19 protein-coding genes are annotated in these 20,822 nt (G+C 62.3%); 12 read left to right on the top strand and 7 right to left on the bottom strand.

All coding sequences use genetic code 11. The annotated features are described in order from the left end of the window. Nucleotides 1-861, bottom strand: coding sequence for a DUF6279 family lipoprotein (locus tag LVS58_RS13805; protein ID WP_233691562.1), 861 nt, complete (start codon nucleotides 859-861; stop codon nucleotides 1-3). 130 nt (nucleotides 862-991) lie between these two features. Between LVS58_RS13805 and LVS58_RS13800 the strand changes: the two genes are divergently transcribed. Continuing rightward, nucleotides 992-1,828: a CvfB family protein gene (locus LVS58_RS13800; RefSeq protein WP_010955234.1), complete on the top strand. Its 837-nt coding sequence runs from the start codon at nucleotides 992-994 to the stop codon at nucleotides 1,826-1,828. Nucleotides 1,829-1,833: 5 nt separating this feature from the next. Here LVS58_RS13800 and LVS58_RS13795 read toward each other — a convergent pair whose 3' ends face one another. Then, complete coding sequence (locus tag LVS58_RS13795; RefSeq protein WP_233691561.1) at nucleotides 1,834-2,214, bottom strand: hypothetical protein; 381 nt, start codon at nucleotides 2,212-2,214, stop codon at nucleotides 1,834-1,836. A 235-nt stretch (nucleotides 2,215-2,449) separates the two neighbouring features. On the opposite strand from LVS58_RS13795, the gene LVS58_RS13790 reads away from it, so the two are divergent. The 3 genes from LVS58_RS13790 (at nucleotide 2,450) to def (ending at nucleotide 4,315) form a co-directional block, all read left to right on the top strand. Continuing rightward, nucleotides 2,450-2,629 (top strand): CsbD family protein, encoded by a 180-nt coding sequence (locus LVS58_RS13790; protein ID WP_233691560.1) that lies wholly within the window; start codon nucleotides 2,450-2,452, stop codon nucleotides 2,627-2,629. A 193-nt stretch (nucleotides 2,630-2,822) separates the two neighbouring features. Continuing rightward, complete coding sequence (locus LVS58_RS13785) at nucleotides 2,823-3,779, top strand: YihY/virulence factor BrkB family protein (RefSeq protein ID WP_233691559.1); 957 nt, start codon at nucleotides 2,823-2,825, stop codon at nucleotides 3,777-3,779. Then, nucleotides 3,779-4,315 (top strand): peptide deformylase, encoded by a 537-nt coding sequence (gene def, locus LVS58_RS13780; protein WP_233691558.1) that lies wholly within the window; start codon nucleotides 3,779-3,781, stop codon nucleotides 4,313-4,315. The genes LVS58_RS13785 and def overlap by 1 nt, the downstream gene beginning before the upstream one ends. Here def and LVS58_RS13775 read toward each other — a convergent pair. Next, nucleotides 4,270-4,674 (bottom strand): GNAT family N-acetyltransferase, encoded by a 405-nt coding sequence (locus LVS58_RS13775; protein WP_267954463.1) that lies wholly within the window; start codon nucleotides 4,672-4,674, stop codon nucleotides 4,270-4,272. The genes def and LVS58_RS13775 overlap by 46 nt on opposite strands. Nucleotides 4,675-4,992: 318 nt before the next feature. Between LVS58_RS13775 and LVS58_RS13770 the strand changes: the two genes are divergently transcribed. The 5 genes from LVS58_RS13770 (at nucleotide 4,993) to LVS58_RS13750 (ending at nucleotide 8,000) form a co-directional block, all read left to right on the top strand. Then, a complete protein-coding gene (locus LVS58_RS13770) occupies nucleotides 4,993-5,250 on the top strand; it encodes a DUF2790 domain-containing protein (RefSeq protein WP_003254632.1) in 258 nt (85 codons plus the stop codon). 190 nt (nucleotides 5,251-5,440) lie between these two features. Then, nucleotides 5,441-5,866 (top strand): YybH family protein, encoded by a 426-nt coding sequence (locus LVS58_RS13765; protein WP_233691557.1) that lies wholly within the window; start codon nucleotides 5,441-5,443, stop codon nucleotides 5,864-5,866. Nucleotides 5,867-5,910: 44 nt separating this feature from the next. Continuing rightward, the gene (locus LVS58_RS13760) at nucleotides 5,911-6,255 is read left to right on the top strand and encodes a YciI family protein (RefSeq protein ID WP_233691556.1); all 345 of its coding nucleotides are present in this window, start codon (nucleotides 5,911-5,913) and stop codon (nucleotides 6,253-6,255) included. A 21-nt stretch (nucleotides 6,256-6,276) separates the two neighbouring features. Continuing rightward, nucleotides 6,277-6,762 (top strand): SRPBCC family protein, encoded by a 486-nt coding sequence (locus tag LVS58_RS13755; RefSeq protein WP_233691555.1) that lies wholly within the window; start codon nucleotides 6,277-6,279, stop codon nucleotides 6,760-6,762. Beyond that, nucleotides 6,762-8,000 (top strand): RNA polymerase sigma factor, encoded by a 1,239-nt coding sequence (locus LVS58_RS13750; protein WP_233691554.1) that lies wholly within the window; start codon nucleotides 6,762-6,764, stop codon nucleotides 7,998-8,000. The genes LVS58_RS13755 and LVS58_RS13750 overlap by 1 nt, the downstream gene beginning before the upstream one ends. Nucleotides 8,001-8,119: 119 nt before the next feature. On the opposite strand, the gene LVS58_RS13745 is transcribed toward LVS58_RS13750, so the two are convergent. Continuing rightward, the gene (locus LVS58_RS13745; protein ID WP_003254624.1) at nucleotides 8,120-8,590 is read right to left on the bottom strand and encodes a MaoC family dehydratase; all 471 of its coding nucleotides are present in this window, start codon (nucleotides 8,588-8,590) and stop codon (nucleotides 8,120-8,122) included. A gap of 34 nt (nucleotides 8,591-8,624) precedes the next feature. Further along, on the bottom strand, nucleotides 8,625-9,569 hold the full coding sequence (locus LVS58_RS13740) for an alpha/beta hydrolase (protein WP_233691553.1): 945 nt from the start codon (nucleotides 9,567-9,569) through the stop codon (nucleotides 8,625-8,627). Nucleotides 9,570-9,787: 218 nt separating this feature from the next. On the opposite strand from LVS58_RS13740, the gene fadD2 reads away from it, so the two are divergent. Both fadD2 and fadD1 read left to right on the top strand, forming a co-directional pair. Further along, nucleotides 9,788-11,476, top strand: a complete 1,689-nt coding sequence (fadD2, locus tag LVS58_RS13735; protein ID WP_233691552.1) for a long-chain-fatty-acid--CoA ligase FadD2 — start codon at nucleotides 9,788-9,790, stop codon at nucleotides 11,474-11,476. Nucleotides 11,477-11,801: 325 nt separating this feature from the next. Continuing rightward, nucleotides 11,802-13,499 (top strand): long-chain-fatty-acid--CoA ligase FadD1, encoded by a 1,698-nt coding sequence (fadD1, locus tag LVS58_RS13730; RefSeq protein ID WP_003254620.1) that lies wholly within the window; start codon nucleotides 11,802-11,804, stop codon nucleotides 13,497-13,499. Between the two features lie 224 nt (nucleotides 13,500-13,723). Here fadD1 and LVS58_RS13725 read toward each other — a convergent pair whose 3' ends face one another. Both LVS58_RS13725 and LVS58_RS13720 read right to left on the bottom strand, forming a co-directional pair. After that, on the bottom strand, nucleotides 13,724-15,031 hold the full coding sequence (locus LVS58_RS13725) for an NAD(P)/FAD-dependent oxidoreductase (protein WP_233691551.1): 1,308 nt from the start codon (nucleotides 15,029-15,031) through the stop codon (nucleotides 13,724-13,726). Nucleotides 15,032-15,055: 24 nt separating this feature from the next. Further along, nucleotides 15,056-16,420, bottom strand: coding sequence for a glutamine synthetase family protein (locus LVS58_RS13720; protein ID WP_233691667.1), 1,365 nt, complete (start codon nucleotides 16,418-16,420; stop codon nucleotides 15,056-15,058). Between the two features lie 447 nt (nucleotides 16,421-16,867). On the opposite strand from LVS58_RS13720, the gene hrpA reads away from it, so the two are divergent. After that, nucleotides 16,868-20,773 (top strand): ATP-dependent RNA helicase HrpA, encoded by a 3,906-nt coding sequence (gene hrpA / locus LVS58_RS13715; RefSeq protein WP_233691550.1) that lies wholly within the window; start codon nucleotides 16,868-16,870, stop codon nucleotides 20,771-20,773. Nucleotides 20,774-20,822: the final 49 nt, after the last annotated feature.

Here is a 20,822-nt window from a genome sequence, read left to right as displayed (position 1 = left end):
TCACGCCTTCAAACACGTCATCTCACTCAAATGGGTACGCACCTTGCTCAGCCGTTCCTGCAGGAACCGCCGCTGTTGCGGGGTGCTTTGCCGCACCAGGTCCACCAGCAAACTGCGCGCCTGCTGCTCGGTATTCTGATACGCCGCCCGGTACTCGGGTGTCCACAAGCTCTCCTTGCGCTGTAACAAGGTCGCCAGGCGTGGCTCGAAGCTGGAGTCGTTGCGGTGGTTCATCGCCAACAGCAATTGCTGCTGCCAGTGGGCACGGTTGGCGATCCATGCACGGTTCTGGTCACCCAGCGCTTGAGACCAGGCCTGGATGCGTTGCTTCTGTACCGTAGTCAACTCGCCAAACCATGGCGTCAGGCGTTTTTCCATGCGTTCGCTACGGCGGGCAATCTGCTTGGGCAATGGCGTATCCACATACTGCTTCTGCCGTTCACTGATGTCATCGCGGAAGGCTTCACGCATTTGCGCTACCTGGTTGTCGCTCATGCCGCGCAGCAGTTCTGTGGCCGAAGGGGTGATTGCCTCGGCCACCCGACCAATTGCCTCACGGACCTCGTGGGTGCTTTGCTGCAGGGCCTGGTCGGTGACCCGGTCGTCGGCGACCATGTCACGTAGCCGGTCGAGCCAGTCGAGGTAGCCGGGCAGTTGAGTCTTGCAGTGCCAGGCCAGGTGCTCGCGCAACCGGTCGTCCAGCAGCGCACGCTGCTCGCGGTTCATGTCCAGGTAGTCGCTCAGCGACCACGGTACCAGGCGGTCGAGGTTGCGATAGGCCAGATCGATGCGGCTGCAGGCGGCCAAGGCCAGGGCGAAGCCGATGGCGATAAGCAGAGCTTTGGGCAGGCGTAGCGGCATGTGCTGTTCCTTCCTCAGGCTGGCAAGAAGGTAGATGCAAGTGCGGGCTGGCGGTTCCACTGCATGAGTGGTCGGGCCATATCGTGGCTTCAGGTGTAGAATAGCCGCCTTGTCTTGAGGATCATCGGAAATGGCTCTGCTTGGGCGCTACAACAGTTTGCAAATCGTGAAACACGTGGACTTCGGTCTGTACCTGGACGGCGGCGCCGATGGCGAAATCCTGCTGCCCGGGCGCTACATCCCGAAAAACGCCGAGACCGAGGTCGATGACTGGTTGAACGTGTTCATCTACCTGGACAGCGAAGACCAGCTGATCGCCACCACCGAGAAGCCCAAGGTGCAGGTTGGCGAGTTCGCCAGCCTGAAGGTCAAGGACATCAACGGTGCCGGTATCTTCCTGGACTGGGGCCTGTCCAAGGACTTGCTGATGCCGTACTCGGAAGAGGCACGGCCGCTGAAGATCGGCGATTACTGCGTGGTGCACGTGTACCTCGACAAGCGCACCCGCCGAATCACTGCCACATCGCGCCTGGACCGCTACCTCGATGTCACCCCGGCCGACTACAAGGTTGGCCAGCCGGTCGAGCTGCTGGTGGCCGGCGAGACGCCGATGGGCTTCAAGGCCATCATCAACAACCGCCACTGGGGCCTGATCCACAAGAACGAGGTGTTCAAGTTCCTGCGCTCGGGCATGCACGAGAAGGGCTTCATCAAGGAAGTGCGCCAGGACGGCAAGATTTCACTGAGCCTGCAGCCGGTAGGCGCCGCCCTGGCGGACACCCTTCAAGAGCAGATCATGGCGCGCCTGGAAGCCGAAGGCGGGGTGTTGGGGGTGTGCGACAAGAGTGACCCTGCGTTGATCAGCAAGCTGTTCAACGTCAGCAAGGGCAACTTCAAGAAGGCCATTGGCGGGTTGTTCAAGCAGGGCCTGATCGTCATCCATGACGATCGCATCGAGAAAGCCTGACGGCCTTACACCTGGACGAAGTTGCGGAAGTCCAGCTGCTCGCCACCCGGACGGGTGTCGCGCAGCAGCGAGTCACGGTCGGCACTGAGGGCCAGGCTGATGGTGGAGCGGCGCTTGCCAGGCTTGCGCACTTCCATTTGCTCCAGGTGAGCCTTGAGGAAGTTGGTGGGCACCTTCAGGTGCTGCAGTTCATCGGTTTCTGGCGTGTGCAGCAGCAGGTTGACCCAGTCGGCCTGGCCCTTGCCCAGCAGTGCCACTGGCACTTCGAACCACCACAGGTTGCGTTTGTTGTCCAGGATGGCGAACAGGGTATTGCTGCTGGTCAGCACCGGCCGGGCCAGTGCTTCGTTGCGCCGGGCGATGGCGGCGGGTTTGTCGAGTTTCATGCAGGTTCCTGCGAGTTGACGCTATGAAGGCCTGCATTGTGAGGGGTGGCACGGGGCGGGGCAAGGTTTGTCATTTGCGGAGCCTGCGCGGGCCTCTTTGCGGGCTTGAGCGGCAGTCGGCTGCAGTTTTACCGTTCGGCTTCTGGCCGGAAAATCCGTTGAAACTCCTGGTCAAGGCAGTGGGTCCACCTACTGTCGACACGGTTCACGTGTCTCCATTTGCAGGAGTTTTGCCATGAGTGGTACCAAAGACAAAGCCAAAGGCGTGGCCAACGAAGCGATCGGCAACGTAAAGCAGGGTGTTGGCAAGGTGACCGACAACGACAAGCTGCGGGCTGAAGGCAAGGCGCAGGAGCTCAAAGGCGAGGCGCAACAGGTCAAGGGCGATGTGAAGGATGCGGTGAAGAAGCCTTGACTTGAGCCAAACTGTGCCGAGCCCTTCGCGGGTAAACCCGCGCCTACAGAGCATTGGGTAAAAGCGGGTTTACCGGCGATTCAGGGCGGCACTGTCGTAAGCAAATTCTTCAATCGCGGCCGGGAGCAGCACAGCTCGGGCACGGTCTATTAGACTTGCCTGTTGTAACGATCAAGCGGCGAAAGGAGACGCTATGATTTTCCCCGACCTGCGCGGCTTGCCCCTGCACCGCGTGCTGGTTCGCACCGTCAAGGAATTCCTCGACGACGAGATGTCCACCTATGCCTCAGCGCTGGCCTACCAGGCGCTGTTCTCGCTGTTTCCCTTCCTGCTGTTCCTGATTGCCCTGATCGGTTTCCTGCATTTGCCGGACTTTTTTTCCTGGCTGCGTCTGCAATCGGAACTGGTGTTGCCACCTCAGGCGCTGGAGCAGGTGAACCCGGTGATCGACCAGTTGCAACAGTCCAAGGGTGGGCTGCTGTCGGTGGGTATCGTGATCGCCCTGTGGACCGCCTCTGCCGGCGTGCGCCTGATGATGAGCGCCATGAACGCCGCTTACGATGTGCCCGAAGGGCGCCCGGTGTGGAAGCGTATCCCGCTTTCCATTTTCTACACCGTTGGCCTGGCGGGCATGTTGCTGGCGGCCGCAGCGCTGATGGTGCTGGGCCCGCAGGTGATGGAGTGGATAGCCGCCCAGATCGGCATGCAGGAGTTCATCGTCACACTGTGGACCATCCTGCGCTGGCCGGTGATCATCATTCTGTTGATGGTGGCAGTGGCCCTGATCTATTACGTGATGCCTGATGTGAAACAGCAGTTTCGCTTCATCACCCCGGGTTCGGTGCTGGCGGTTGTGGTGTGGATCCTGGCCTCACTGGGCTTTGCCTACTACGTGAAGACCTTTGCCGACTACAACGCCATGTACGGCAGCATTGGTGCAATCATCGTGCTGTTGCTGTATTTCTATATTTCGGCTGCCGTGCTGCTGCTCGGCGCCGAAATGAATGCAGTGATCGAGCACATGTCAGCCGAAGGCAAGAACCCGGGCGAGAAAGACTTCGACGGGGAAAAGCCCAAGGAAACCTTGACTGTACTGGGTCACGAGCACCCGAACCCGAGCAAGCCTCATAGCGTCGAGCCGAACCCCTGATGATCCGTGACATTCTCAAGATGGGCGACGAACGCCTGCTGCGCATCGCTGCGCCAGTGCCCGAGAATATGCTTGGCAGTGCCGAACTGCAGCAACTGATCGACGACATGTTCGAAACCATGCGTCACGTAGGCGGTGTAGGCCTGGCCGCCCCGCAGATCGGCATCGACCTGCAGTTGGTGATCTTCGGTTTCGAACGCAGCGAGCGATACCCCAATGCCGAGGCGGTGCCGCAGACCATTCTGCTGAACCCGGTCATCACCCCAACCTCGAGCGAGGTCGAGGACGGCTGGGAAGGTTGTCTGTCGGTGCCTGGCCTGCGCGGCGTGGTGCCGCGTTTCAAGCATATCGGCTACCAGGGCATCGACCCCCAGGGCAACCCGATCAACCGCTTTGCCGATGGCTTCCATGCGCGGGTGGTGCAGCATGAGTGCGACCACCTGATCGGCCGGCTATACCCCTCGCGCATTCAGGACTTTGCCAGGTTCGGCTACACCGAGGTGCTGTTCCCTGGGCTTGAGGTCAGCGACGACTGACCTCGTTGCAGGGCAACCAGGCGTTTGTTGCGCTGATAGCGAAGCAGGCGGCTGGCCAGGGCTTCTGGCAGCGGTTGGGCCAGGTCGAAGCCCAGGCGCTGGTAGAAGGGCGTCAGGTCGGGATGACAGAACAGCCAGACGGGCCCCTCAACCTGCGCCAGCGCGGCCTCGACCAAGCGCGCAGCCACCCCTTGGTTGCGCCGCTGCGGGGCGACGAACAGGCCCGTCAGCCAGAATCCCTCACCCACCGCACTCAGGCTTAGCCCGGCGATGATGCCAGGGGCCCGTGCTACCCACAGTTGGGCGTCGCTTGCTGCGCGCATGCGTGAGCTGTGCTGGCGGTAGAAGTGGTCCAGCAAACGGCGTTCTGTGTCCGAAAGCGTCGAACAGGACAATTGTTCAGAAATGGTGAGTCCTACCCTGAAACGTGGCCAGAGGCTCTGGCCTGATGATTTGCGGCCACTTTGTCGCAGATTGTTGCAAAACCGGCAAGGGTGAATATCCGAGTTCGGGGTTCAACTATTGCTGGCCGGGAGTAGAATTTTGTTCATCCCCCCTGGCAGTACGAAGCGGGATCGGTACTTCGTGCCATCTACACCCTAGATGACAACTTCTCCGCGCCGGATACGGCAATAGAAGTCAATCGATCAGCTTGAACGCTCAAAAGGCAAAACCACATGAAACCATTACTGATTCTTGCATTGGTCGGTATGTCCTCGTTCGCCCTCGCCGATGAGGCCAAACCCGTCTCCAGCGAGCCTGTGGCTCAGCAGTACGACTACTCGATGAACCTGGACATCAAGCGGGTGATCAACCTGTCGACCATCCCCAATGTCTGCGAAGTGGTACCTGCGACCATGACCTATGAAGACCACCAGGGCCAGGTGCACACCATCCAGTACCGGGCCATGGGTGAAGGTTGCCAGCAGGGTTGACTGGCTGTGCCCGCTACAGGCGCTGAAAGCGCTGTGGCGGGCACTTGCCTGCCTTGATGCGATCTACCAGGTGCACCGCCAATACAGAATAATTTCTCCGCCTGTCGAATCCTCCGCTTCCCGTTCGACCATAGCTGAAGGCACGCGTCACACCGTGCCCCACCCCTATGATCTGTCGGAGGAACCCCCGATGAGCACCGCCGCCGAATCCGAAATCCGCCAATTGATCGAGCGCTGGATGCAAGCCGTGCGCGATCGCGACATCCCCAACATCATCGCCCCCTATGCCGACGATATCGTCGCCTTCGATGCCATCCAGGCCCTGCAATTCAAAGGCAAGTCCGCCTACACGGCGCACTGGGAAATGTGCATGGGCATGTGCACCGGCCCCATGGTCTTCGAACTTGCCCAGCTCACCGTGCACGCCGCTGGCGATCTGGCCCTGGCCCATTGGCTGAACCGCTGCGGCCCGGGCGACGACGAAAGCCAGTGCGGCTTCATGCGCGCCACGGTGGGCTATCGTCGTCAAGGCGGCCAGTGGCAGGTAATCCACGAACACTGGTCGGCGCCTTTCGACATGGAAACGCAAAAAGCCCTGTTCGATCTCAAGCCCTGAGTCGTTATCGCCAAACGCACTTTGCCAATACCCTGGAGGCGAGCATGAAATACCTGTGCCTGGTCTATTGTGACGAGGGGCTGTTGCACAGCCTGCCCGACAGCCCGGCAGACGCTGAATGCATGGCCTACGCCGAAGCCATTCACGGTTCCGGGCGAATGCTGGCGGCCGAGGCGCTGAAGTCGGTGCAGACGGCCACCACGGTGCGCATGCGTAACGGGCACATGAGCCTGACCGACGGCCCGTTCGCCGAAACCAAGGAGCAGCTGGCCGGTTTTTACCTGGTGGAGGCCCGCGACCTCAACGAAGCGCTGAATATCGCCAAGGGCATCCCTGCCGCGCGGGTCGGCAGTGTCGAGGTGCGACCGGTGCGCGAGCTGCAACCCTGACAGCCAAGGAGAACAATCAGCATGAGCCTTGCCCCCATTGCCCAAGCGCAACACGAGTTGGCCATCAGCCGCCTGATCGACGCACCACCGGCCAAGGTGTTTCGCGCCTGGACCGAACCCCAGTGGCTGATGCAGTGGTGGGGCCCGCACGGCATGACCACCCCGGAGTGTGAGATGCAGTTGTGGGCCGGTGGCCTGTTTCGCACATTGATGCGGGCGCCGGATGGCAGCGAGTACCCCAACCAGGGCGTGTTTCTGGAAATTGCCGCGCCACGCCGGCTGGTGTTCACCGATGCCTTCGGCCCCGGTTGGGTGCCGTCGGACAAGGCCTTCATGACCGCCGTGATCAGCTTTGACGAGGAGCAGGGCAAAACCCGCTACACCGCCCGTGCCTGGCACTGGAATGCCGCCGACTGCCGGGCTCATGAAGAAATGGGCTTCCACCAAGGCTGGGGAGAAAGCCTGGACCGCCTGGTGGAGGTGGTGACCCAGCGGATGCCTGACTGATGACAGCACGGGCACAGGTGCGCGCCGAAGTCGAGGCCGTGTACCGGCGGGAATCGCGGCGCATCCTGGCCACACTGATCCGTTTGCTGGGTGATTTCGACCTAGCCGAGGAGGCCATGCATGACGCCTTTTTCATTGCTGTCGAACGCTGGCAACGCGACGGTATCCCCGCCAACCCGCGAGCGTGGCTGGTCTCTGTGGGGCGCTTCAAGGGCATCGACGCGCTGCGCCGGCGCGTCCGCGTCGACCGCTCCCAGGCTGACTTGAGCATGCTGCTGGATGACCAGGCACAGGACCCCAGTGAAGAAGCGTTGCTGGCGGATGACCGCCTGCGACTGATCTTCACGTGTTGCCACCCGGCACTGTCGTCTGACGCTCAAGTGCCATTGACGCTTCGCGAAGTCTGTGACCTGACCACCGAGCAGATCGCTCGCGCCTTTCTGCAAAGCCCCGCAACCATCGCCCAGCGGATCGTACGTGCCAAGGCCAAGATCCGTGACGCGGGCATACCGTACCAGGTACCAGAGCTCAATGAGCTGCCCGAGCGTCTGGAAAGCGTGTTGCGGGTGATCTACCTGGTGTTCAACGAGGGCTATTCGGCGTCATCGGGCGAGACACTGCTGCAGCAGGCACTGAGCGATGAAGCCATTCGTCTGGCGCGGTTGCTGGTGCAGTTGCTGCCTGACCCGGAGGCGGTTGGCCTGCTGGCGTTGATGTTGCTGCAGGCGTCCCGGCAACGCGCGCGCATCGATGGCCAGGGCGAGTTGGTGGTTCTGGAGCAGCAGGACCGTAGCCTGTGGGACCGGCCGTTCATTGCCGAAGGCTGTGCTCTGGTGCGCCAGGCCCTGCAAAGCCGTGCGTTTGGTGCCTATACCGTCCAGGCGGCGATTGCTGCCGTGCATGCCGAAGCGGCGACGGCTGAAGAGACGGACTGGGGAGAGATCGTCGGGCTGTATGACGTGTTGCAGCGGTATTGGCCATCAGCGGTGGTAGAGCTGAACCGGGCGGTGGCGCTGGCGAAGCGTGATGGGCCGGAGGTTGGCTTGCGGCAAGTCGAAGGGATTCTTGCGCGGGGGGAATTGCTGGACTATCACCTGGCACACGCGGCGCGCGCCGAGTTGCATTGCCAGCTGGGGCAGGTGGAAGCGGCGCGTGCGGCCTGGCAGAAGGCGTTGGCCCTGACCCAGCAGGCGCCTGAGCGGCGGCATATCGAGCGGCGTTTGCAGGCTATGGAATGATATGGGTGGTGCCGGGCTCTTCGCGGGCAAGCCCGCTCCTACAGGATGCCCGCTAAATCAACGAGTTAGCGGGTTGTACGGGAGAGCAGCCTTGAAGAAGGTGCTGGCTGCATCCCCCTTCAGCTGGCCACAAAATTCGGCGGCGACACCAGCTCGACGGTCTGCTGCTTGCGCGGCGCCAGGATCTCGGCTTCACCCGCGACCACCAGTTCGTCGTTCTGGTTGTACACATTGGTAGCAATGCGCACCTTGAACTTGGGCAGCTTCTCAAGGATTTCCAGGCGCACGGTCAGGGTGTCGCCAATTTTCACCGGCTTCTGGAAGCTCATCTGCTGGCCCAGGTAGATGGTGCCAGGGCCAGGCAGGGTGCAGGCCACTGCAGCACTGATCAGCGCGCCGCTGAACATGCCATGGGCAATCCGTTCGCGGAACATGCTCTTGGCGGCGAACTCGGCATCCAGGTGAACCGGGTTGTGGTCACCGGACATCGCAGCGAACAGCTGGATGTCGCGTTCTTCAACGGACTTCTTGTACTCGGCCTTCTGGCCGACTTCGAGGGCTTCGTAAGGCGTGTTGGTGACCTGGGACATCGATGCTTCCTTAAGCGTTGGGCGAGGGCGGCTATCATTCACTGCGCGCAGGGCGGCCAAGGGCCAGCGCTTGTTCCAGCCAGCAGAGAATATCGGCGATGACCTCGCCACGGTTGATTTCGTTGAGTACTTCATGCCGCGCCTCCGGATAGACGCGCAGCTGTACATGTCGGTTGCCGGTCGCGCGCAGGGCGTCGGCCAGATGGGTGAGACGCTTGCCGGCACTGACCGGATCACATTCACCGCCGATCACCAGCAACGGCAGGTTGGGATCGATTTGCGCGAGGTTACCCCGCTGACTGATCTGCGCCAAGCCTTGCAGCAGGTCGAGCCACAATTGGTTGGTGCAGCGAAAGCCGCACAACGGGTCGTTCACGTACTGGTCGACCTCGCCCGGGTCGCGGCTGAGCCAGTCGAAAGCGGTGCGGTTGGGCTTGAAGGCGCTGTTGAACGAACCGAAGGACAACCATTCGATCAGTGCACTCTTGCCCAGTGGCCCCTGGCGCCAGGACTCCAGCCGGGCAATCAGCCGTGCACAGCGGTACAGCAGGGCCGGTTGGTAGTTGGAGCCGCTGAGGATAGCCCCGTGCAGGCTGCCACTGTGATGCAGCAGGTAGGCCTGGGCAATGTAGCTGCCCATGCTGTGGCCAAACAGGAACAGCGGTGTGCACGGGTACTGCTGGCCGATATGCTGGGCCACACATCCCAGGTCGTTGACCACGGCATTCCAGCCATGATGGCGGGCGAAAAGGCCGAGGCTGCCCAGTTCGGCAGTGCGCCCGTGGCCACGCTGATCGGCAGCGAACAGCGCAAAGCCGGCCTCGCTCAGGGCCTGGCCCAGGCGCTGATAGCGCCCGGCATGTTCGGCCATGCCATGGGCCAGCAGCACCACGGCCTTCACCGGTGTGGCCGGCAGCCATTGGTGTACGTACAGGCTGCAGTGCTCACTGGCGGGCAGCCAGAAGGCGTCGTGGGGCATGGCGGGTCCTTGTGCGCGCGGCTACCCGAACAGTGTATGCACAACCGGCCGGATTGCAGGAGGGGCACAAATAAGATTCACAATGTTAATGGCGGCACTTGGCGTATATGCCACCTTGGGTTTACCTGCTAACGTCGAATCAACGCCTTTTCGCCGACAGGCGGTCAGGTAAAGGACTAAAGGACGCAGTGCAGGTCCAGGCAGAGGAACAATAATAAATGCAAGCCGACTTCTGGAATGACAAGCGCCCGGCAGGCGTGCCTTCCACCATCGACATCAATGCCTACGCCTCGGTCGTCGAGGTGTTCGAGCGCTCCTGCAAGCGCTTTGCCGACCGCCCGGCGTTCAGCAACCTGGGCGTGACCCTCAGCTACGCGGAACTGGAGCGCCATTCGGCAGCCTTCGCTGCCTGGCTGCAGCAGCACACCGACCTCAAACCGGGTGACCGCATCGCCGTGCAGATGCCCAATGTGCTGCAGTACCCCATCGCCGTATTCGGTGCCATGCGCGCCGGGCTGATCGTGGTCAATACCAACCCGCTGTACACCGAGCGCGAGATGCGCCACCAGTTCAAGGACAGTGGCGCGCGTGCGCTGGTGTACCTGAACATGTTCGGCAAGCGCGTGCAGGAGGTGCTGCCCGATACCGGTATCGAGTACCTGATCGAGGCAAAGATGGGCGACCTGCTGCCGGCCGCCAAGGGCTGGCTGATCAACACCGTGGTCGACAAGTTGAAGAAGATGGTGCCGGCCTACCGGTTGCCCCAGGCGGTGCCGTTCAAGCAGGTGCTGCGCGAGGGCCGCGGGCTGTCGCCCAAGCCGGTGTCGCTGAACCTCGATGACATCGCCGTACTGCAGTACACCGGCGGCACCACGGGCCTGGCCAAGGGCGCCATGCTCACCCATGGCAACCTGGTGGCCAACATGCTGCAGGTGCTGGCCTGCTTCTCGCAGCACGGCCCCGATGGGCAGAAGCTGATAAAGGACGGCCAGGAGGTGATGATTGCGCCGCTGCCGCTGTACCACATCTATGCCTTTACCGCGAATTGCATGTGCATGATGGTCACCGGCAACCATAACGTGCTGATTACCAACCCGCGGGATATTCCCGGCTTCATCAAGGAGCTGGGCAAGTGGCGTTTCTCTGCCTTGCTGGGCCTCAATACCCTGTTTGTCGCACTGATGGACCACCCGGGCTTCCGTCAACTGGACTTCTCGGCGCTGAAGGTCACCAACTCTGGTGGCACAGCGCTGGTCAAGGCCACCGCCGAGCGCTGGGAAGACCTTACCGGGTGCCGCATCGTTGAAGGCTATGGCCTGACAGAAACCTCGCCGGTGGCCAGCACCAACCCCTACGGTGAGCTGGCGCGTCTGGGGACGGTGGGCATCCCCGTGGCGGGTACTGCGTTCAAGGTCATCGATGATGATGGCAACGAACTGCCGCTGGGTGAGCGGGGCGAGCTTTGTATCAAAGGCCCGCAGGTCATGAAGGGTTATTGGCAGCAGCCCGAGGCAACGGCCCAGGCCCTGGATGCAGAAGGCTGGTTCAAGACCGGTGATATCGCGGTGATCGACCCGGACGGCTTCACCCGCATCGTCGACCGCAAGAAGGACATGATCATCGTCTCGGGCTTCAACGTGTACCCCAACGAAATCGAGGATGTTGTGATGGGGCACCCCAAGGTCGCCAACTGTGCGGCTATCGGCGTGCCGGACGAGCGTTCCGGCGAGGCGGTCAAGCTGTTCGTGGTGCCGCGTGAAGGGGGGCTGAGCGTTGAGGAGCTGAAGGCCTACTGCAAGGCGAACTTCACCGGCTACAAAGTACCCAAGCACATCGTGCTGCGCGAATCGTTGCCGATGACGCCGGTGGGCAAGATATTGCGGCGGGAGTTGCGCGATATAGCGTGATACCGGGATGGCGTCTTCGCGGGCAAACCCGCTCCACAATGTAGGGAGCGGGTTTACCCGCGAATGCCTTTAAACCGCTCTAAAAGGCTGTATACAGCCTTATCTGCGACATTTTGGATAATTACTCTAAAAATGACCTGTATTGTTCATTGAGTCATTTTTGTGACCGTAAGGCCTGTTTTGGCCTCTAGGCGACCCCAGGCAAAGCTGTTACTCTCGGCCCGCTTCCAGGTGATCCGGTTTGCAACGAACCGTCATCTCATATCAATAATAAGCGCATCGACGCGTGAATCGAACTTCGCTGTTGCTGAAGGAGTGGGCTTCCATGATCGAAAATTTTTGGAAGGATAAGTACCCAGCCGGGATTACGGCGGAAATCAATCCTGACGAATTCCCCAATATCCAGGCGGTACTCAAGCAATCCTGCCAACGCTTTGCCGACAAACCGGCCTTTAGCAACCTGGGCAAGACTATCACTTATGGCGAGTTGTATGCGTTGTCGGGGGCGTTTGCCGCCTGGCTGCAACAGCATACCGACCTCAAGCCGGGTGATCGCATTGCCGTGCAACTGCCCAATGTCCTGCAATACCCGGTCGCGGTCTTCGGTGCCATGCGCGCCGGGCTGATCGTGGTCAACACCAACCCGCTGTACACCGCGCGGGAGATGGAACACCAGTTCAACGACTCCGGTGCAAAGGCCCTGGTGTGCCTGGCCAACATGGCCCACCTGGCCGAAAAAGTGGTGCCCAAAACCCAGGTCAGGCACGTCATCGTCACTGAAGTGGCCGACCTGCTGCCGCCACTCAAGCGCCTGCTGATCAACAGCGTGATCAAGTACGTGAAGAAGATGGTGCCGGCCTACAACCTGCCGCAGGCGGTGCGTTTCAATGACGCCCTGGCGCTGGGCAAGGGCCAGCCAGTGACCGAGGCCAACCCGCAGGCCAATGACGTGGCGGTGCTGCAATACACCGGCGGTACTACCGGCGTGGCCAAAGGCGCCATGCTGACCCACCGCAACCTGGTGGCCAACATGCTGCAGTGCCGGGCGCTGATGGGCGCCAACCTGCACGAAGGCTGCGAAATCCTAATCACCCCGCTGCCGCTTTACCACATCTATGCGTTTACCTTCCATTGCATGGCGATGATGCTGATCGGCAACCACAACGTGCTGATCAGCAACCCGCGAGACCTACCGGCAATGGTCAAGGAACTGGGCAAGTGGAAGTTCAGCGGCTTTGTGGGCCTCAACACCCTGTTCGTCGCCCTGTGCAATAACGAGGCGTTCCGAGCCCTGGATTTCTCGGCGCTGAAAATCACCCTGTCGGGCGGCATGGCCTTGCAGCTAAGCGTGGCCGAGCGCTGGAAGGCCGTTACCGGTTGCGCTATCTGCGAAGGCTACGGCATGACCGAAACCAGCCCAGTGGCGGCGGTGAACCCGTCGGAAGCGAACCAGGTGGGCACCATCGGTATTCCGGTGCCGTCGACCCTGTGCAAGGTCATCGACGACGCCGGCAATGAGTTGCCGCTTGGCGAAGTGGGCGAGCTGTGTGTCAAGGGGCCGCAGGTGATGAAGGGCTACTGGCAGCGTGAAGACGCCACGGCCGAAATTCTCGACAGCGAAGGCTGGCTGAAGACCGGCGACATCGCCGTGATCCAGGCGGACGGCTACATGCGCATCGTCGACCGCAAGAAGGACATGATCCTGGTCTCGGGCTTCAACGTGTACCCCAACGAGCTGGAAGACGTGTTGGCGGCCTTGCCGGGCGTGCTGCAGTGCGCAGCCATTGGTGTGCCGGACGAGAAGTCGGGTGAAGTGATCAAGGTATTTATCGTGGTCAAGCCGGGCATGACCGTGACCAAGGAGCAGGTGATGGAGCACATGCGCGCCAACGTTACCGGTTACAAGGTACCGCGCCACATCGAGTTCCGCGATTCGTTGCCTACCACCAACGTGGGCAAGATCCTGCGTCGCGAATTGCGTGATGAAGAGCTCAAGAAGCAAGGCTTGAAGAAGATCGCCTGACCGTAAGCCTCCACGCCCTGTGTGGGAGCGGCCTTGTGTCGCGAAAGGGCCGCGACGCGGCCCTGGGATTTCGGAGGCGATGCCACAATGGCTGGGGGCGCTATTGTAGGAGCGGGTTTACCCGCGAATACGGTAGTGGCGACGACGGTGAACGGCGGGTGAAGATTGGCCAGCAGGGCCGGCCCTTTCGCGGGTAAACCCGCTCCTACAGGAGGCGGGTGGGCTCAGCGCAGCTTCTCGAGCATCTGGTAATACCACATCCCCGCCGCCAGCAGCGGGTTCCCCAGCAAGTCCCCCATCGGCACCCGCACATGCTTGCACTGGGCAAAGGTGTCGAATTTCTCCAGCGTGCCGGTCAACGCTTCGGCCATGATCTCGCCCATGATGTGGCTGGTGGCAATGCCGTGCCCCGAGTAACCCTGGCAGTACCACACGTTGTCCGACAGCTTGCCCAGCTGCGGGATGCGGTTGACCACGATGCCCATGGCGCAGCTCCACTGGAACTCGATCGGCACCCCCTTCAATGCCGGGAAGGTGCGTTCGATGCAGGGGCGCAATTCGCCTTCGATGTCGCGTGAATCCTTGCCTGAGTAGTTGGCGCCACCGCCGAACAGCAGGCGCTTGTCGGCCGTCAGGCGGTAGTAGTCGAGGACGAAGCGGCAGTCGTACACCGCCAGGTCCTGCGGGTTGATCTGCTCGGCCAGCTCACCCAGCGGCGCGGTGGTGACGATACCGCCCATGGCCGGGAAGATCTTGCCCTTGAGCTGGCGCTTCTCGAGCTTGTGATACACATCACCGGCCAACATCACCTGGCGTGCTTCCACCCGGCCGTGGGCGGTAACCACCGCCGGACGCGTGCCATGGACGATGTCCAGCACCTCGGAATTTTCGAATATCAGTGCCCCCAGGCCATGTGCGGCACGGGCTTCGCCCAGGCACAGGTTCAGTGGGTGCAGGTGCAGGTTTCGCAGGTTCTTCAACGCACCCAGATAAAGCGGGCTTTGCAGGTGCTCGGCCACTGCAGCGCGATCGAGCAGGTGCACCTGCTCGCCCATGCCGCGGCGCTGTGCCTCGGCCTCGAACGCACGCAGTTCGTTCATGTGCGAAGGCTTCATGGCTGCATGCAGGTGGCCACGCTTGAGGTCGCAATCGATGCCATAGCGCGCCACGCGCTGCTCGATTACCTGGTGCCCGCGCCAGCGCAGGTGCCAGATGAAATCGTCGACTTCGGCGCCCAGGTGGTTGCGCATCTGCGAGCGCATGGCCTCGTCGCCCGACAGGCTGCCGGTGACCTGGCCGCCGTTGCGCCCGCTGGCGCCCCAGCCGATACGGTTGGTTTCGACGATGGCGACCTTCAGGCCGCGCTCGGCCAGTTCAACCGCCGTGGCCACGCCCGTAAAGCCACCGCCGATGATTGCCACATCCACCTGCACCGTGCCCTTGAGTTGTGGGTACTCGCTGTGGTCGTTGAGCGTGGCGCTGTAATAGGACGGCGCGCGCTGCGCCGGGCCGTTGTTCAATACTGCGTTCATGGGTGTTCCTTGTTTTATAGGGGCTCAGGCCTGGTGCAGGTACCAGCGCCAGTCCTGTTCGCTGACTTCAGCCATGAACTGGCGGTACTCGGCGCGCTTGACCTTCAGGTACACGCCAAGGAAGTCTTCGCCCAATGCTTCACGGGCCCATTCGGAATGTTGCAGGGCATCGAGGGTGGTCAGCCAGTCAGTGGGCAGGTGCTCGGTGGCCTGGGCGTAACCGTTGCCTTCAACGGGGGCACCTGGGTCAAGCTGTTCGCGGATGCCCCGGTGGCTGGCAGCGAGGATCGCCGCTGCAGCCAGGTAAGGGTTGGCATCCGCGCCACAGATGCGGTGCTCCACATGCCGGCTGTTGGCAGGGCCGCCTGGCACACGCAGGCTCACGGTGCGGTTGTCCACGCCCCAGGTTGGCGCCAGGGGCGCATAGCTGTTGGCCTGGAAACGGCGGTACGAGTTGGCGTTGGGGCAGAACAGCAGCAGCGAGTCGCGCAGGTGCCGCAGCATGCCGGCCACGGCCTGGCGCAGCAGCGGGGTACCGGCCTTGTCTTCGCTGGCGAACAGGTTGTTGCCGGCGCTGTCGGCCAGGCTCAGGTGCATGTGCATGCCGGTGCCGGCCAGTTGGGCAAATGGCTTGGCCATGAAGCAGGCTTGCATGCCGTGGGCATGGGCCACACCTTTAACCAAGCGCTTGTAGCGCACCGCCTGGTCCATCGCCTGCAGCGCATCGCCATGCTCCAGGGTGATCTCCACCTGGCCGGGGGCGTACTCGGAAATGGCCGTGCGCGCCGGGATGCCTTGGGCCTTGCAGGCAGCGTACAGGTCAGCGAGAAACGGTTCGATCTGCTCCAGTTCGCGCAGGCCATAGACCTGGGTGCTGCGTGGGCGACCGCCATCGTTGTCCAGTGCCGGTTGTGGGCGGCCCTGGGCATCACGCTGCTGGTCAAGCAGGTAGAACTCCAGCTCGCAGGCCATCACCGGGTGATAACCATCGGCCTTCAACGCATCGATGGTGCGCAGCAGCACATGGCGTGGGTCAGCGATGCTGGCCGGCAGCCCCTCGCTGGGGTGCATGCTCACCTGCACTGCAGCGGTTGGCACCCGGCGCCAGGGCAGCCGCACCAGGCTGCCCTCAAGCGGGTAGGCACGGCAGTCGATATCGCCTACGTCCCACACCAGCCCGGAGTTTTCCACGTCGTCGCCATTGAGGGTCAGGCCAAGGATGGTGCTGGGCAGTGGCCTGCCTGTCTGGTACACGGCCAGCAGTTCCTCGCGGTGCAACAGCTTGCCGCGTGGCACACCGTTGGCGTCGAGGATGAACAGTTCGAACAGCTCGATATCGGGGTTGTCGGCCAGAAAACGGGTAGCCTGCTCTACAGGGGCAAAGTGCATGATCAATTCGCTCATAGGCGCGCAGGGCCACCGCGCAAGCAGGCGGCCCAGTTGAGTCAAACGGCCAGACGGTGGCCGGGTTTGGTCACAATTGCGTGAGCGAGGTGTCCGGTGGGCGCGCGTGACGGCAGTGCCACAAGGCCCAGAAGGCGAGGATGATGTGGACCAGCGGATTTTCCCCGGCACGGCTCCGGGCCTTCGGTAACGAAGGGCGGGACGACGGTGGGGCGATGGGCTGGGCGGGAGTCATGCCTTTGATACTCACATGCGGCGTAAGGTTGATTAAAGCAGTGAATGGCAACCTTTACATCGCACATGGCTAAACATTCGTTCTGAAAGCAACACGGTCAATCTGGGAGCAGAGAGCTGGCAAATCTGCGACAATCGCCCGACTTTCCGAATGCCGATCATGAAAAAGCAGGCTCACCTGCATCACTAAAAAGCCCCATGACTGACCACGCCATCGACAAACTGCTGCAAAACCTCGACCACGCCATGATTGCCGACCGCCATCGCCTGCGCCGGCAACTGCACGAACTGCGCAAGCGCCCCGACGAGGCGAAGCTGGCGCAGTGGGTGGAGAAGGTCCAGGCCTCCTGCGCTCAGGTCACTGCGCGTCAGCAGAGCGTGCCGACCGTACGCTACGACGACAACCTGCCCATCGCCGCCAAGCGTGACGAAATCAAGAAGGCCTTGGCCGAAAACCAGGTGTTGGTGATCGCCGGCGAAACCGGCTCGGGCAAGACGACCCAGCTGCCGAAGATCTGCCTGGAGCTTGGCCGTGGCAGCCACGGGTTGATCGCCCACACCCAGCCACGCCGGATCGCAGCGCGTAGCGTGGCGGCGAGGGTCGCCGAAGAGCTGGGCACGCCCCTGGGCGGGTTGGTCGGCTACCAGGTGCGTTTCGAAGACCAGAGCGATTCCAACACCTTGGTCAAGCTGATGACCGACGGCATCCTGCTGGCCGAAACCCAGCACGACCGCTTCCTTGAACGCTACGACACGATCATCGTCGACGAAGCACACGAACGCAGCCTGAACATCGACTTCCTGCTCGGCTACCTGAAAACGCTGCTGCATCGCCGACCGGACCTGAAACTGATCATCACCTCGGCCACCATCGACCTGGAGCGCTTCTCCAAACACTTTGACGGCGCGCCGATCATCGAAGTGTCCGGGCGCACCTTCCCGGTGGACACCTGGTACCGCCCGCTGACCAGCGAGCAGGACGAAGAGGGCAACCAGATCGAGGACGACCTCACCGTCGATCAGGCCATCCTTGCCACCCTCGACGAGCTGGCGCAGCACGAGCGTAGCGAGGGCAAGGGGCCGGGCGATGTGCTGATCTTCCTGCCGGGCGAGCGGGAAATCCGTGATGCCGCCGAGATCCTGCGCAAGGCGCAACTGCGCCATACCGAGATTTTGCCGCTGTACGCGCGCCTGTCGCCGGCCGAGCAGCAGCGTATCTTCCAACCGCACACCGGGCGCCGCGTGGTGCTGGCCACCAACGTCGCCGAAACCTCGCTGACCGTGCCTGGCATCCGTTATGTGATCGATACCGGTACTGCGCGCATCAGCCGATACAGCTACCGCGCCAAGGTCCAGCGCCTGCCGATCGAGGCAGTGTCACAGGCCAGTGCCAACCAGCGTAAAGGCCGTTGCGGCCGGGTCGAGCCGGGCATTTGCGTGCGTCTCTACAGCGAAGAGGATTTCAACAGCCGGCCAGCGTTTACCGACCCGGAAATTCTGCGCACCAACCTGGCGGCAGTGATCCTGCAGATGTTGCACCTGCGCCTGGGCGCAATCGATGCTTTCCCGTTCATTGAGCCGCCGGATGGCAAAGCCATCAGCGACGGCTTCAACCTGTTGCAGGAGCTGTCGGCGGTCAACCGCGAGAACCAGCTGACGCCAATTGGCCGCCAGCTGGCGCGCTTGCCGATCGACCCGCGGCTGGGCCGCATGCTGCTTGAAGGCGCGCGCCTGGGCAGCCTGCAGGAAGTGCTGATCGTCACCAGCGCGCTGTCGGTGCAGGACCCGCGTGAACGCCCGCCAGAACGCCAGCAGGCCGCCGATCAGGCGCACGCACAGTGGAAGGACGTGGACTCGGACTTCGCTGCGCTGGTCAACCTGTGGCGTGGCTTCGAGGAACAACGCCAGGCGCTGACCGCCAACCCGCTGCGCAACTGGTGCCGCAAGCAGTTCCTGAACTACTTGCGACTGCGCGAGTGGCGCGATGCTCATCGTCAGTTGGCGCTGATTTGCCGCGACTTGCAGCTGACGGTGAACAAGGAACCGACCGATTACCAGAAGCTGCACAAGGCAATCCTCAGCGGGCTGCTCAGCCAGATTGGCCAGAAGACCGAAGAGGGCGACTACCAGGGCGCCCGCCAGCGGCGCTTCTGGGTGCATCCGTCGTCGGGCCTGGGGCGCAAGCGCCCGCAGTGGGTCATGGCGGCCGAACTGGTCGAAACCACCAAGCTGTATGCGCGCATGGTGGCCAAGATCGAGCCGGACTGGATCGAGCCGCTGGCCGGCCACCTGATCAAGAAAAACCATTTCGAGCCGCACTGGGAGAAGAAGCGCGGACAGGTGGTGGCCTATGAGCAGATCACGCTCTACGGGCTGATCCTGGTCGGCCGTCGGCCCGTGCACTACGGCCCGATCGACCCGGCGACCTCGCGCGAGCTGTTTATCCGCGAAGGCCTGGTGGGGGGCGAAATTCAGTCGCGGGCCAAGTGCCTGGCGGCCAACAAGCGCCTGCTTGAAGAGCTCGACGAGCTGGAAGCCAAGGCTCGCCGGCGTGACATCCTGGCTGATGAAGAAACGCTGTACGCTTTCTACGAAGCGCGCCTGCCGGCGGAAATCCACCAGACGGCGACCTTCGACAGTTGGTACCGCATGGGCAGCCAGAAGGACGCCAACCTGCTGATCATGCGCGAGGAGGACGTGCTGGCCCGCGAGGCCAGCGAAGTGACCGCCGCCCAGTACCCCGACAGTATGCAGGTAGGCGATTTGCGCCTGCCGCTGAGCTACCACTTCGAGCCCGGTCACCCCCGCGATGGTGTGACGGTGCGGGTGCCGGCGCCGCTGTTGCCGAGCCTGCCGGGCGAGCGCCTGGAGTGGCTGGTGCCCGGCCTGCTGGAGGCCAAGTGCGTGGCGCTGGTGCGCAACCTGCCCAAGGCCCTGCGCAAGAACTTTGTCCCGGTGCCGGACTTCGTCAAGGCTTCGCTGGCGCGTATGACCTTCGGCCAAGGGGCGCTGCCGCAGGCCCTGGGCCAGGAGCTGCTGCGCATGACGGGTGCGCGTGTATCGGACGAGGCCTGGGACGAGTCGGTCAATCAGGTCGAAGGCCATCTGCGCATGAACATCGAAGTGGTCGATGGCCAGGGCAAGTTCCTTGGCGAAGGCCGCGACCTGGCGGAACTGACTGCGCGCTTTGCTGCCGCCAGCCAGGCTGCCCTGGCCGTGCCGCGTGACGCCAAAAGTGAGCAGCCGGTGCAGGCCAAGGCCTTCAGCGAAGTGAAGCAGACCGCCCAGCAGAAGATCGCCGGCCTGTCGATGACCGTGTACCCGGCACTGGTGGAAGACAACGGCACCGTGCGTGAAGGGCGCTTCTCGACCCAGGCCGAGGCCGAGTTTCAGCATCGCCGCGCCTTGCAACGGCTGTTGCTGCAGCAGTTGGCCGAGCCGGCCAAGTTCCTGCGCGGCAAGTTGCCGGGGCTGACCGAGCTGGGCCTGCTGTACCGTGAAATGGGGCGGGTCGAGGCGCTGGTCGAAGACATTCTGCTGGCCAGCCTGGACAGCTGCATCCTTGAAGGCGAACAACCGTTGCCGCGTGACGGCGCGGCCTTGGCCGGGCTGGCTGAACGCAAGCGCGGCAGCTGGGCTGAGCATGCCGAGCGCCTGGCAAGGCAGACCCTGGAAGTGCTGAAGCTGTGGCATGGGCTGCAGAAGCGCTTCAAGGGCAAGATCGACCTGAGCCAAGCAGTGGCACTGAACGACATCAAACAGCAGCTGGGCAACCTGGTGTACCCAGGTTTCGTGCGCGAAACGCCTGGGGTGTGGTTCAAGGAGTTGCCGCGTTACCTCAAGGCGGTTGAATTGCGCCTTGAGAAACTCGGCTCGCAAGTCCAGAAGGATCGGGTGTGGAGCGGCGAGCTGGCCAATTTGTGGGCGCAGTACAAGGCCCGTGCCGACAAGCATGCCCAGGAAGGCAAGCGCGATGATCAACTGACCTTGTACCGCTGGTGGCTGGAGGAATATCGAGTGTCGCTGTTTGCCCAGCAGTTGGGGACCAAGGTGCCGATTTCTGACAAGCGATTGAGCAAACAATGGAGTCAGGTGGAAGGCTAACCTCCATTATTTGTGGCAAACTTTGGAGCGTTTGGGACCGCTTTGCGGC

Origin of the sequence: Pseudomonas sp. JR33AA, from assembly GCF_021378985.1 — a bacterium.
Taxonomy (GTDB): domain Bacteria; phylum Pseudomonadota; class Gammaproteobacteria; order Pseudomonadales; family Pseudomonadaceae; genus Aquipseudomonas; species Aquipseudomonas alloputida.
Note: the sequence above shows the minus strand (reverse complement) of the source record. Positions and strands in the feature narration are given on the sequence as shown.

Coding starts and splice junctions, on each gene's coding strand:
- LVS58_RS13745 (WP_003254624.1), bottom strand. CDS start 8,590: ATGTCCCAGGTCACCAACACGCCTTACGAAGCCCTCGAAGTCGGCCAG.
- fadD2 (WP_233691552.1), top strand. CDS start 9,788: ATGCAAGCCGACTTCTGGAATGACAAGCGCCCGGCAGGCGTGCCTTCC.
- LVS58_RS13785 (WP_233691559.1), top strand. CDS start 2,823: ATGATTTTCCCCGACCTGCGCGGCTTGCCCCTGCACCGCGTGCTGGTT.
- fadD1 (WP_003254620.1), top strand. CDS start 11,802: ATGATCGAAAATTTTTGGAAGGATAAGTACCCAGCCGGGATTACGGCG.
- LVS58_RS13770 (WP_003254632.1), top strand. CDS start 4,993: ATGAAACCATTACTGATTCTTGCATTGGTCGGTATGTCCTCGTTCGCC.
- LVS58_RS13720 (WP_233691667.1), bottom strand. CDS start 16,420: ATGCACTTTGCCCCTGTAGAGCAGGCTACCCGTTTTCTGGCCGACAAC.
- LVS58_RS13795 (WP_233691561.1), bottom strand. CDS start 2,214: ATGAAACTCGACAAACCCGCCGCCATCGCCCGGCGCAACGAAGCACTG.
- LVS58_RS13760 (WP_233691556.1), top strand. CDS start 5,911: ATGAAATACCTGTGCCTGGTCTATTGTGACGAGGGGCTGTTGCACAGC.
- LVS58_RS13740 (WP_233691553.1), bottom strand. CDS start 9,569: ATGCCCCACGACGCCTTCTGGCTGCCCGCCAGTGAGCACTGCAGCCTG.
- LVS58_RS13725 (WP_233691551.1), bottom strand. CDS start 15,031: ATGAACGCAGTATTGAACAACGGCCCGGCGCAGCGCGCGCCGTCCTAT.
- LVS58_RS13750 (WP_233691554.1), top strand. CDS start 6,762: ATGACAGCACGGGCACAGGTGCGCGCCGAAGTCGAGGCCGTGTACCGG.
- LVS58_RS13805 (WP_233691562.1), bottom strand. CDS start 861: ATGCCGCTACGCCTGCCCAAAGCTCTGCTTATCGCCATCGGCTTCGCC.
- def (WP_233691558.1), top strand. CDS start 3,779: ATGATCCGTGACATTCTCAAGATGGGCGACGAACGCCTGCTGCGCATC.
- LVS58_RS13755 (WP_233691555.1), top strand. CDS start 6,277: ATGAGCCTTGCCCCCATTGCCCAAGCGCAACACGAGTTGGCCATCAGC.
- LVS58_RS13790 (WP_233691560.1), top strand. CDS start 2,450: ATGAGTGGTACCAAAGACAAAGCCAAAGGCGTGGCCAACGAAGCGATC.
- LVS58_RS13800 (WP_010955234.1), top strand. CDS start 992: ATGGCTCTGCTTGGGCGCTACAACAGTTTGCAAATCGTGAAACACGTG.
- LVS58_RS13765 (WP_233691557.1), top strand. CDS start 5,441: ATGAGCACCGCCGCCGAATCCGAAATCCGCCAATTGATCGAGCGCTGG.
- hrpA (WP_233691550.1), top strand. CDS start 16,868: ATGACTGACCACGCCATCGACAAACTGCTGCAAAACCTCGACCACGCC.